Genomic DNA, 10,887 nt, shown 5'->3' with positions numbered 1-10,887 from the left:
CTCAGCCGAGCCAGGTGTCGTGCAGGTCGAAGCGGTTGGAGGCGTCGAGGGTGAACCCCTTCACCTTGTCGGAGACGCCGTGGACCTGGGCGCCTTCGTAGAGCGGGACGGTGTCGGCGTGGTCGAGGAGCCAGCGCACGGCGTTCGTGACGGCGGTCTGCCGGGCGGCCGTGCCGGTGGCGGCGGCCTCCTGCTCCAGGTAGGTGTCCAGTTCGCTCGGCGGGAGGTGCCAGAGGTTGGCGCTCTTGCTGTAGAAGACGGTGCGCAGGACGTCGGGGTCGGCGCGGCTGACGCCTACGGCGGTCAGGTCGAAGGCGCCCTTCTGCTGCTGTTCGACGTAGACGGCGGGGGCGACGGGCTTCAGTTTCACGTCGACGCCGATCTTCCGGAGCTGCTGCTGCACGGCCTCGTTGGCGGGCGGCATGGGCGCGGGGATGAGCCAGGTGAGGGTGAGGGGCTTGCCGTCCTTCTCGCGGATGCCGTCCCCGCTCTTCGTCCAGCCCGCGCTGTCCAGGAGGGCTGCGGCGCCCTGCGGGTCGTAGCGGAGCTTGTCGGAGAAGTCGGTGTAGTAGGGGGTGGTCGAGGACAGTGCGCTGGTCGCGGGCTTGTACGACTCGCTGAGGACGGAGTCGACGAGTCCTTGCCGGTCGATGCCCTTGAGGAGGGCGGCGCGGACCTTGTAGTCGGCGAGGATGCCCCGGTGGTTGAGGGAGAGGGGCGGTACGAGGCCGGGTCCTGGCGCGGACAGGACGCGGAAGCCGTTGCTCTTGAACTGGGCCTCGTCGGTGGGCTGGAGGGCCTTGGCGATGTCGACCTGCCCGGAGGAGAGGGCGCCGGTGCGGGCGCCGCTCTCGGGGACGAAGGTGAACTTCACCACGTCGAGGTGGGCGGCGCCCTTGTTCGTGGCGATGGACGAGGGCCAGGCGTAGTCGGCCCGTTTCTTCAGGACGGCTTCCTGGTTGCTGGTGTAGTGGTCCAGGACGTACGGGCCCGAGCCGGTGAGCTTGCCCCGGCAGCGGTCGGCGGTGGACGCGGTGAACGTCGAGGGGGCCAGGATGCCGAGGCCGACGGTCGAACTCGCCTGGAGGAACTGGGCGTTGGCCGTCCGGAACGTCACGGTGAGGGTGTGCGCGTCGGTGACGGTGGTGCCCCGGTAGCCGATCAGGTAGCTGGGGGCGCCGTTCGCGGGGAGTTTCACCAGGTTGTCGAACGTGGTCTTCACCGCCGTCGCGTCGACGGGCGTGCCGTCGCTGAAGGTGACGCCGTCACGCAGGACGAAGGTGAAGGCGCTGCCGTCCGGGCTCACGGTGAAGGACTTCGCCAGCCAGGGCACGATCTTGCCGGTCTTCGGGTCCTGCGCGGTGAGGCTGTCGACGACGGAACGGGTGATGTCGATGGCGCCGACCTGCCCGGTCTGCTGCGGATCGAGGCACCCGGGATCGGCCTCGCTGCCCACGAGCAGGGTCCCGCCGTCACGCGGCGCGCCCCCGGCGCTCGTACCGCCCGAGTCGCCTCCGCCGCCCGAACACGCGGCGACGGGCAGGACGACCGCGAGCAGCGCGCCCGCGAGACGGAGCCGGCGGCGCGGTCGGGGGGTTCTGGTGGACATCTCGGAACCTCTCTCGGTGGGGAGCGGGGGGATTCGGTGATTCCTCGACTAGCGCTTCACGGAGGGTTGTTGCTCGGCGGGCGTCGGGCGGCTCGGCCGACAGGCGACTCGGCGAGCGTCGGGCGTCGGGCGTCGGGCGTCGGGCGTCGGGCGTCGGGCGTCGGGCGTCGGGCGAGACTCGGGTGTCCGGCGACTCGACCGGAGGCCGGCCGACCGCCGACTCTCCGGACGGCCGCCTCCCGGCAGGCCGCCTCCCGAACGGCGCCTGCCGGACGGCCGTCCATCGGCCGCCGCCTCGACCACCAGCGGACGACTCACCGGGCGGCCAGCTCCGGCAGACGACTCGCCGGCCGAGCGGCCCCCGACGGCCGACCCCCGGAAGGCGCCTGCCGGTCGGCCCACCATCGGCCGCCGCCTCGACCACCAGCCGACCCTCGGCGGACGACTCGCCGGACGGCCAGCCTCCGGCAGACGACTCGCCGGACGGCCAGCCTCCGGCAGACGACTCCCCGGGCGGGCGCCTGCCGGAAGGCCGCCTCGACCACCAGCCGACCCCCAGCGGACGACTCGCCGAACGGCCAGCCTCCGGCAGACGACTCCCCGGGCGGGCGGCCTCCGACGACCGACCGACCCCCGGAAGGCGTCTCCCGGATGGCGCCTGCCGGAAGGCCGTCCATCGGCCACCGCCTCGACCACCAGCCAGCCCCCGACGGACGACTCGCCGAACGGCCAGCCTCCGGCAGACGACTCGCCGAACGGGCGGCCTCCGACGACCGACCGACCCCCGGAAGGCGTCTCCCGGATGGCGCCTGCCGGAAGGCCGTCCATCGGCCACCGCCTCGACCACCAGCCAGCCCCCGGCGGACGACTCTCCGAACGACCGACCCCCGGAAGACGCCTGCCGGACGACCCACCATCGACCGCCGCCTCGACCACCAGCCGACCCCCAGCGGACGACTCGCCGGACGGCCAGCCTCCGACGGCCGACTCTCCGGACGGCCGACCCCCGGAAGGCGCCTGCTGGACGGCCCACCATTGGCCGCCGCCTCGACCACCAGCCGGCCTCCGGCGACCAGCTCACGGGCAGTCGGCCCGTCGGCGGTTGGCTCATGGACGATCACCCTTTGGCGACCGCCTCGCGAACCGCCGGCACGATCTCCTCGGCCCAGCGGGCGAGGCCGGTCTGGCCCGTCGGGTCGCCGGAGGCGTAGTACACGAACCCGGAGGCGCCGTGTTCGAGGACGGCCTCGGTCAGCTCCGTGATCCACTGGTCGACGGAGCCCCCGAGCCACCGGCCGGACGCGTCGCGCGGGGTGTTGACGGGGATGTCGGTGATCCGGGCCGGCAGGTTGAAGACGGTCACCACGTCGGCGGGATCGCGCCCAGCGGCCCGGGCGGCCTCGTCGACGATCGGCCGCGACGTCCGGTACCGGTCGCTGTGCCAGTCCGCCGCGTTCCCGGGAATCCACCCGTCGGCCGAACGCCCGGTCACGGCGAGGGACTTGGGCCCCACGGACCCCGTCCAGACCAGCGGCGCGGGAACCGGCGCGGGATCGAGCCCGACGACCCGGCTGAACTCGCCGTCCAGGCTGACGGATCGCACCCCGCCGCCGGACAACTCCCGTACCAGCCCGACCGCTTCCTCCAGCGCACGGACGGCGGCGGCCGGCTCAAGCCGTACGGCCCCGAAGCGCTCGATGTCGTCCCAGTAGCCCCCCGCGCCGATCCCGAGCACGACCCGCCCCCCGGAGAGCGCGGACAGCGTCGACAGGGTGCGGGCCAGCAACGGCACGGGCCGCGTCGGCAGGTTGGTGACGGTCGTGACGCCGGTGATGTTCCGGGTCCGCCCGAGCAGCAGCCCGAGCGCCCCGTACGCCTCCAGCCGGTCCCCGTAGTACGGGTGGTCGGACAGCGCGAAGAAGTCGAGCCCCGCCCGGTCGGCGTACTCGACCCGCTGGACGACACCCGCCGCGTCGGCGACGGCGACCCCGGGTCCGATCCCGAACCACAGCTTGCGTGCGAGCCGTTCTGTCATGAGCTTCTTTCCTCGGTACGGAACATCGGTACGGCGTACGGGAGTTGATCACCCGCCGCCGCGGGATCAGGCCCGGACGGCCTCGACGACACTGCAGTGGCCGCCCGGCACGATCCGCGTGAGCTTCAGCCCCGCGTCGGCGAGCAGTGCCCCGAACTCGGCGGCGGTCCGCTGCTGTCCCCCGGCGACGACGAGCATGTCGAGGTCCATCAGCGAGACGGTCGGCGAGGGACGCGGCCGGTCCGGCAGCACCGCCTCGACGAGCAGCACGTGGCCCCCCTCGGCCAGCGCTTCCCGCGCGTTGACCAGGATCCGCCGGGACTGCTCGTCGTCCCAGTCGTGCAGGATGTTGGAGAAGATCACGGCATCGGCGCCGCCCGGTACGGACTCGAAGAAGTCCCCGGCGACCAGCTCGGCCCGCTCCGCGACCCCGGCGTCCCGCAGCGGCTGCCCGGCGGAGGCGATGACCTCGGGACGGTCGTAGAGAACCCCCCGGGCACCCGGCGCCGAGGCGAGGACGGCCGCGAGCAGTGCGCCCCGCCCGCCCCCCGCGTCCACGATCGTCCCGAACCGCCCGAAGTCGTACGCGGCGACGACCGGCGCGATGATCTGCCGCGACGCCTCGGTCATGGCCCGGTCGAAGACGCCGAGCACCTCGGGGTGGTCGTGCAGGTAGTCCCAGACGGATTTCCCGAGCACCTCGGGAAACGCGGTGTGCCCGGTGCGGACGGCGTCCGCGAGCCCGGCCCAGGCGTACCGCTCGGCGGGCAGCCCGGTCCAGATCGCGAAGTTGCGCAGGCTCGCCGGGCTGTCGGCGCGCAGGGTGTCGCCCAGCGGCGTCAGCTCGAAGACCTTGTCGTCGCGTTCGGTGAACAGGCCGATGTCGGCGCCGGCCCGCAGCAGCCGGTAGAGGCTGGGCGCGTGGGTGTCGGTCGCGGCGGCGATCTCGGCGAGCGTACGGGGTCCGTCGGCGAGCGTGTCGGCGACGCCGAGTTCGGCGGTCGCGCTGACCGCCTGGGCCAGCCAGCCGGCCGTGATGATCTGCAACACCTGTACGGGCAGGGGGAGTTCGCTGGTGCCAGGGGGCATGACGGGGTTCCTCACTGGGCTGCGGGAGTGGCCGGTGGGGTCCGACCGGGACACACCGACAGGCCCGGATCAAGTCTGTTGGGGCCGGTCGGGCCGTACAAGACGCGTCGATGTCAGGTCTTTGCGCGGTACGTCAGATCTCTGTCAAATCGCGAGGTCAGTGGCCCGGCGCCTGGCCTTCGTGCCACACGAGGTCGAACACGAACCGCTGGATGCGCCAGCCGTCGGCGGTGCGGACGGCACCGGCCTCGTAGTGGCCGCCGATGGTGAAGTGCTCGGCGGGGGCGGCGGCCTTGCGGACGTGGACGGCGGTGAGGTGCGCGCGGATCGTGGCGCGGTCGCCGTCGACGTCGACGGTGTAGTTGGTGGCGGTGTGGTGGGTGCGTTCGAAGGTAGTGCGGGCGAGTTCCTGGAACTCGGTGAGGCCTGCGGTTCCTTTGTACTCGCCCATGGGGAAGGTGAGGTGGGCGTCGTCGGTGAAGACCTCGCCGAACCAGTCGTCGCGGTGGCGGTCGCGGTCGAGGTGGGTGACGTAGAGGTCGGCGAGGGCGGTGAGGTCGGCACGGTCTCTCAAGGCGCCCACAAAGTCGTCGGTGCTCATGCCGGTGCTGCCTTTCGGTCGGAGGGCGTCCCGAACCACCGGTGCAGCGCGGCGCTGAGCCCCTCGCCGTCCGGCGTGTCCGAGGCCCAGGCGGCGTGTCCGTCGGGGCGGATCAGCAGGGTGTGCAGGCCGCGCAGGTCGTCGTCGGGACCGTCGGCGGGCTTCGGGGTGGCGGTGGTGACGGTGACCCGGTCGTGCCAGGGTGCGGCTGCCGCCCTCAGCCCGGGGTCGTCGGCAAGGTCGAGGAGAACGCCGCGCGCGGGGTGCAGGAGCCGGGTGGTGGTCGTCTCCCCCGCCGGTCCGGTCAGTACGCGCGGTGCGACGCGGCGGCCCAGGAGGGGATGGCCGTCGCCGAGGTCGTACCGCACGTCGAGACCGCTGACGGCCCCGGCCAGATGCCGTTTCACGTCGTCGTGCTCGATGAGTTCGGCGAACAGCGCGCGCAGCGGGTCGGACTCGCGCCCGCCGAGGAAGACCGTGCCCTGCGCCCGGGTGTTGAGCAGCAGCCGGGCCCCGGCCGGGTGGCGTTCGGCGTGGTAGGTGTCGAGGAGATGGGCGCGCCCGGTGACCTCGGCGGCGAGTTTCCAGCCCAGGTTGAAGGCGTCCAGGAGGCCGGTGCTCATGCCCTGTCCGCCGGCCGGGAGGTGGATGTGCGCGGCGTCCCCGGCGACCAGGACCCGGCCCGCGCGGTAGGTGGCCGCCTGCCGGGTGGCGTCGGTGAAGGAGCTGACCCACTCGGTGTCGGCGTCGGAGATGTCCTCGCCAGTGAGCCGGAGCCAGGCGTCCGCGACCTCGGCGAACGTCACGGGCGCCGCGTCCTCGCGGGGCGGTGCCCCGTCCGGGCAGACGATGATCCGGTCCACGGTGTCGGTGAGGGGAGCCGCCATCACCATGCCGTGTTCGAGGCGTTCCCCGAGCGGCCGGGGCCGCAGCGAACGGCCGACCACGTCCGCGAGGTACATCACGCGGGACGCGGGCGTCCCGGGAAACCCGATCCCGGCGGCCTCCCGCACCGCGCTGTGCCCGCCGTCGGCACCGACGACATACGCGGCCCGCAACTCGCGCGGCCCCGACGGAGTCTGTACCGCGACCGACACGGACGCATCGTCGGCCGACAGCCCCGTGAACTCCCACCCCCGATGGATGACGGCACCGAGTTCCCCCGCCCACGCCTCCAGCACCGCTTCGGTACGCGACTGCGGGATCCCCCGCGCCCCGAAGTGCGCCCCGGGCAGCACGGTGTAGTCGAACCGCACCCCGCCGAAGTGCCCCACGGGACTGATCTCCGGCGCATCCCCGGGCCCGAACCTCGGCAGCAGCCCCCGCTGGTCGAACGCCTCCATGGCCCGCGCCGTGAACCCCAACCCCCGTGACTGCCCGGTGGGTTCGGCCAGCCGCTCGACGACCGTCACCCGCGCCCCGCCCAGCCGCAGTTCGGCGGCGAGCGTCAGCCCGGTCGGCCCCGCGCCGACGACGATGACGTCCGTGTCGCTCATGCCGGCGCGTCCTTCGCCGACCGCGAATGCGTCACGCGGTACGTGTTGGCCTGCCGTCCGGTGACGAGGGAACGCGCCCGCTCCCGCCCCGCACGGATGTCGGCGGGCCGCTGCTCCTCGGGGAGCGTGTGGAACGCGTCGTACGCCTCTTTGCCGTCCCACTGCGCGTAGTTGACGATGAACGTGCCGTCCACGCCACGGAAGTAGGTGTGCGAGCGGTAGCCGGGGACCGTCGTGATCCACTCGTCGGGCTTGGCGAGGGTCTCCAGGAGGTCCTTCTGGTCCTCGGGCCGCGTGTCGAGGACGATCACCACGGTGTAGTCGTCGCGTTCCGGCGAGATCCGGATGCCGTCGTCGAGCGCGGGGTGGTGCTGGGTGAAGGCGAGTTCGGTCTTCAACAGGCGTACGGTGCGCGCGAGTTTATGGAACAGCGGCACGGTCTTCTGCTGGAACTTCTGGCCCTCGTAGCGGGCCTGGAGGGCAGCGGCGCTGCGCCACTGGATGTAGTTGACGGTGCCGGGCTCGTCCACGCCGGAGTGCAGGGTCGAGGAGACCCAGCCGGGGTAGTCGGCGTTGTCGATGATGTCGCGCATCGCGTCGAGGACGTCGTCCTGGAGCGGCCGGGTGTCCGTCTCGAAGAGGTTGAACACGGTCAGGTAGCCGTCGTCGGGCTTGATCAGGGGCATGGTCAGGGTTCCTTTCGGGCGGGTCCGAACCAGCGGTCGTACACCTCGGGCGGCGGCGCCTGGTCCGGGTCCTCCCACACGACGTGGCCGTCGGGCCGTAGGAGGGTCCAGGTCTCGGCGTGCGCGTGGGGGAGGTCGCGGTCCGGTGGGTCGCCGGGTCCGAGGAGCAGTCCCCGGCCGGCGTACGTCAGGTGCGGGAGGTGTACGCCGGTCTCCAAGCCGCCGATCGTCGCTGCGAGTTGGGTGCGGACCGGTTCGTACGCGAGCAGTTCGGTGAGCAGCGCGCGCACCGGGTCGACCTCGGGGCCGCCGAACAACAGGGTCGCCTGTGCCTCGATCGAGGCCAGGACGCGCACGCCGGCCGGGTGGCGTTCGGCGTGGTAGGTGTCGAGCACATGAGCGCGGCCGGTGACCTCGGCGGCGAGCTTCCACCCCAGGTCGAAGGCGTCCGCGAGGCCGAGGTTGAGGGCCTGGCCGCCGATGGGCGGCTGCCGGTGCGCCGCGTCGCCCGCGAACAGGATGCGGCCGTGCCGGTAGTGGGTGAGCTGGCGGGTGGTGTCGTCAAAGGCGTTCACCCACAAGGGGGTTCCGCCGCTGATGTCCTCGCCGGTGACCCGCTTCCAGGCGCGCACGATCTCGTCGTAGGCGGGAGCGCCGGTCCGTACGGGGACGGGTGCGCCGTGCTCGTGCACCATCACCCGGGTCACCCCGTCCGCGCGGCGCGCGGCGATGGCCAGCCCGTCCGGCAGCCGCTCGAAGCGCCGGTCGGGTACGTCGATCCCGTCGACGTCGGCCCGCAGCAGCTCGCGGCGCGCGTCGTGGCCGGGGAAGTCGGCGCCCAGGAGAGCGCGTACGGTGCTGTCCTGGCCGTCGCAGGCGACGAGGTATGCGGCGCGCAGGACGCCGCCGGTGGCCTCGACCTCGACGTACTCCCCCGCGTCGGTGACCGCCCGCACCTCGTGGCCGCGCCGGACGTCGGCGCCCAACTCCTCGGCCCACCGGCCCAGGAGGCGTTCGGTGTCGTACTGCGGGACCTTCCACAGGCCGGGCCTGCTGCCGGGGAGCGTCAGGTCGAGGGGGATGCCCGCGAAGTGGCCGCGCGGGTCGCTCGCCGGGGTGTCGGCGCCGCCCCACAGGCCCCGGCTGTCGAAGATCTCCATGGTGCGGGCGTGCAGGGTGGAGGCGCGGGACTCGGTGGTGGGGGCCTCCAGGCGTTCCAGTACGACGACCCGCGCGCCGCCGAGGCGCAGCTCCCCGGCGAGCAGCAGGCCGACGGGTCCCGCGCCGACGACGATGACGTCCGTGTCCGGTGCGGTCATGGCCGGTGCTGGTTCTCGGCGTACGCCTTGGCGTGGCCGAGGGTGGCGAGGCTGTTGGTGGACAGGGCGGTGTGGACGTAGGCGCGGGCGTCGTCCACGGTCGCGTCGGCGCCGAGGACGGCGGCGATGTTGGCGGTGTTGAGGCTGACGGTGTGCTGGGAGGAGGCGACCGTGCCGGCCTCGGTCTCCTCGAACGTCCACACCCCGGTGTGCAGGGTCATCAGCGCGGGCAGGGTGACCTGCTTGTAGGCGATGCGGTGGTGGGGGAAGGTCACGCGGTACGACTTGGTGGTGTGCGTGGAGCCGTCCTTGGCGCGGGTGTCCATCTCCAGGGTCTGGAGGCCGGGGGTGTCCTCGGTGAGGCGTACGGACGCGACGTGCGGGAGCCGTTCGGCCCACAGGCCGGCCTCGTCGACGAAGGCGTAGAGGTCCTTGGCGGTGCCGGCGACGGTGACGCTGTCGGTGAAGGAGAACGTCAGGTCGGCGGCGGCGTGCGCTGCCTCCACGTTGGTGCGCAGGGCGGCGAGTTCGGAGCGGCTGTTGCGGTCCACGGCCTCGTCGATCCAGGCGAGGCTCTGCGGATCGTCGTCGAGGGCGCGGTAGTCGTGGGTGAGGCGGACCCGTGCGTTCTGTGCGTCGAGGGGTTCGATGATCCAGGCGCCGCCCATCGCGGCGACCGGCGGGGCGCTGATCTCCTGGCGGAAGGTGATCCGCAGGGCCTGCGGGTCCAGGGTGCGGCGGGAGGTCCAGTTCTTCGTCTCGCCGTTCGCCGTGGCCCAGATCCGGATGCGTTCCTCGCCGCCGCCGTGCTCGACCCGGTCGACGTGGATGGTGGGCGGGAAGATCCGGGGCCAGTTCTCCACGTCGGCGATGAGGCGGTAGACGGCTTCGGCGGGCGCGGCGACGGTGATCTCGTGCTCGACCTCACGGGTCGTCATGGTCGTGACTCCTATGGGGCTCGGTGGGCGGATCAGAAGTTGCCGAGGCCGCCGCAGACGTTGAGGGCCTGCGCGGTGATGGAGGCGGCGGTGTCGGAGGCGAGGTAGCCGACGAGGCCCGCGACCTCCTCGGGGGTGGAGTAGCGGCCGAGGGGGATCTTCGCCTGGAACTTCTCCAGGATCGCGTCCTCGGTGGTGTCGTACGCGGTGGCGTACCCCTGGCGGACCCGCTGGGCCATGGGCGTCTCGACGTAGCCGGGGCAGACGGCGTTGACGGTGATGCCGGTGGGCGCCAGTTCGTTGCCGAGGGCCTTGGTGAAGCCGACGACGCCGTGCTTCGACGCCGAGTACGGCGCTCCCAGGACCACGCCCTGCTTCCCGGCCGTGGAGGCGATGTTGATGATGCGGCCCCGGTCCTTGTGGCGCAGCCCGCCGGCCGTGAGGACCTCGCGGGTCAGCCGGAACACGCTGGTGAGGTTGGTCTCGATGACGTCCTCCCACAGCTCGTCGGGGAGGTCGGCGGTGACGCCCCCGCCGGAGCGGCCCGCATTGTTGACGAGCACGTCGATCGGCCCGAACCGCTCGACGGCGGCCCGCACGAAGCCCCGTACGGCCTCCGGGTCGCGGACGTCGACGGTCGTCCCGGCGACGTCGAGGCCCTCGGCGAGGAGTTCCTTGACGGTGGTCTCGACGCGGTCGGCGTCGCGGGCGCCGATGAACACGCGGTGCCCCTGTTCGGCGAGGAGCCGGGCGACGGCCAGGCCGATGCCGCTGGTGGCGCCGGTGACGAGGGCGACGCGGCCGGTGTCGGTCATCGGGTCCTCTCAGGGGAGACGGTCAGCAGGTCGTTGACGACGCCGATGAGGGCGCGCGGGGTCAGCGTGTCGGTGAGGACGTCGTCGTCCAGGGCGATGCCGTACGTCCGCTCGATCCGGCCGCCGGTCTCCAGGAGGGCCAGCGACTCGTAGCCGAGCGCGGTGAAGTCGGTGTCGAGGACGTCGCCGTCGAGGTCGACGCCCTCGTCGGCGCCGGCGGCTTCGAGGAGGATGCGTTTGAGGTCGTCGAGGGTGAACTTGTCGGCGGACAAGGGGAGTTCCTTTCGGGTGGGGGGACT

10 protein-coding genes are annotated in these 10,887 nt (G+C 72.7%); all 10 read right to left on the bottom strand.

Annotated elements, in window-relative coordinates; genetic code table 11:
- Position 1: 1 nt before the first annotated feature.
- A complete protein-coding gene (locus tag J8M50_RS26095) occupies positions 2-1,609 on the bottom strand; it encodes an ABC transporter substrate-binding protein (RefSeq protein WP_010360996.1) in 1,608 nt (535 codons plus the stop codon).
- A 1,117-nt stretch (positions 1,610-2,726) separates the two neighbouring features.
- On the bottom strand, positions 2,727-3,644 hold the full coding sequence (locus J8M50_RS26090; RefSeq protein ID WP_010359913.1) for an LLM class flavin-dependent oxidoreductase: 918 nt from the start codon (positions 3,642-3,644) through the stop codon (positions 2,727-2,729).
- Positions 3,645-3,710: 66 nt separating this feature from the next.
- Positions 3,711-4,733, bottom strand: a complete 1,023-nt coding sequence (locus tag J8M50_RS26085; RefSeq protein ID WP_010359915.1) for a methyltransferase — start codon at positions 4,731-4,733, stop codon at positions 3,711-3,713.
- Between the two features lie 157 nt (positions 4,734-4,890).
- Complete coding sequence (locus J8M50_RS26080) at positions 4,891-5,334, bottom strand: nuclear transport factor 2 family protein (RefSeq protein WP_010359917.1); 444 nt, start codon at positions 5,332-5,334, stop codon at positions 4,891-4,893.
- The gene (locus tag J8M50_RS26075; protein WP_010359919.1) at positions 5,331-6,830 is read right to left on the bottom strand and encodes an FAD-dependent monooxygenase; all 1,500 of its coding nucleotides are present in this window, start codon (positions 6,828-6,830) and stop codon (positions 5,331-5,333) included. Before J8M50_RS26075 ends, J8M50_RS26080 begins: the two co-directional genes overlap by 4 nt.
- Positions 6,827-7,516, bottom strand: coding sequence for an antibiotic biosynthesis monooxygenase family protein (locus J8M50_RS26070; RefSeq protein ID WP_010359921.1), 690 nt, complete (start codon positions 7,514-7,516; stop codon positions 6,827-6,829). Before J8M50_RS26070 ends, J8M50_RS26075 begins: the two co-directional genes overlap by 4 nt.
- Before the next feature lie 2 nt (positions 7,517-7,518).
- A complete protein-coding gene (locus J8M50_RS26065; RefSeq protein ID WP_010359923.1) occupies positions 7,519-8,835 on the bottom strand; it encodes an FAD-dependent monooxygenase in 1,317 nt (438 codons plus the stop codon).
- Positions 8,832-9,773 (bottom strand): aromatase/cyclase, encoded by a 942-nt coding sequence (locus J8M50_RS26060; RefSeq protein WP_010359925.1) that lies wholly within the window; start codon positions 9,771-9,773, stop codon positions 8,832-8,834. The genes J8M50_RS26065 and J8M50_RS26060 overlap by 4 nt, the downstream gene beginning before the upstream one ends.
- Before the next feature lie 32 nt (positions 9,774-9,805).
- Entirely contained in the window at positions 9,806-10,588 is a 783-nt protein-coding gene (fabG, locus tag J8M50_RS26055) for a 3-oxoacyl-ACP reductase FabG (protein WP_010359927.1), read from the bottom strand.
- Positions 10,585-10,860: an acyl carrier protein gene (locus tag J8M50_RS26050; RefSeq protein ID WP_010359929.1), complete on the bottom strand. Its 276-nt coding sequence runs from the start codon at positions 10,858-10,860 to the stop codon at positions 10,585-10,587. Before J8M50_RS26050 ends, fabG begins: the two co-directional genes overlap by 4 nt.
- Positions 10,861-10,887 lie beyond the last annotated feature (27 nt).

Origin of the sequence: Streptomyces acidiscabies (assembly GCF_020010905.1) — a bacterium.
Lineage (GTDB): Bacteria > Actinomycetota > Actinomycetes > Streptomycetales > Streptomycetaceae > Streptomyces > Streptomyces acidiscabies.
The sequence above is the reverse complement of the archived record's forward strand: the minus strand, read 5'-3'. Positions and strand labels throughout refer to the sequence as shown.

Excerpts from the sequence above, each read along its gene's own strand:
- J8M50_RS26085 (WP_010359915.1), bottom strand. The coding sequence starts at position 4,733 with ATGCCCCCTGGCACCAGCGAACTCCCCCTGCCCGTACAGGTGTTGCAG.
- J8M50_RS26070 (WP_010359921.1), bottom strand. The coding sequence starts at position 7,516 with ATGCCCCTGATCAAGCCCGACGACGGCTACCTGACCGTGTTCAACCTC.
- J8M50_RS26075 (WP_010359919.1), bottom strand. The coding sequence starts at position 6,830 with ATGAGCGACACGGACGTCATCGTCGTCGGCGCGGGGCCGACCGGGCTG.
- J8M50_RS26090 (WP_010359913.1), bottom strand. The coding sequence starts at position 3,644 with ATGACAGAACGGCTCGCACGCAAGCTGTGGTTCGGGATCGGACCCGGG.
- J8M50_RS26060 (WP_010359925.1), bottom strand. The coding sequence starts at position 9,773 with ATGACGACCCGTGAGGTCGAGCACGAGATCACCGTCGCCGCGCCCGCC.
- fabG (WP_010359927.1), bottom strand. The coding sequence starts at position 10,588 with ATGACCGACACCGGCCGCGTCGCCCTCGTCACCGGCGCCACCAGCGGC.
- J8M50_RS26080 (WP_010359917.1), bottom strand. The coding sequence starts at position 5,334 with ATGAGCACCGACGACTTTGTGGGCGCCTTGAGAGACCGTGCCGACCTC.
- J8M50_RS26065 (WP_010359923.1), bottom strand. The coding sequence starts at position 8,835 with ATGACCGCACCGGACACGGACGTCATCGTCGTCGGCGCGGGACCCGTC.
- J8M50_RS26095 (WP_010360996.1), bottom strand. The coding sequence starts at position 1,609 with ATGTCCACCAGAACCCCCCGACCGCGCCGCCGGCTCCGTCTCGCGGGC.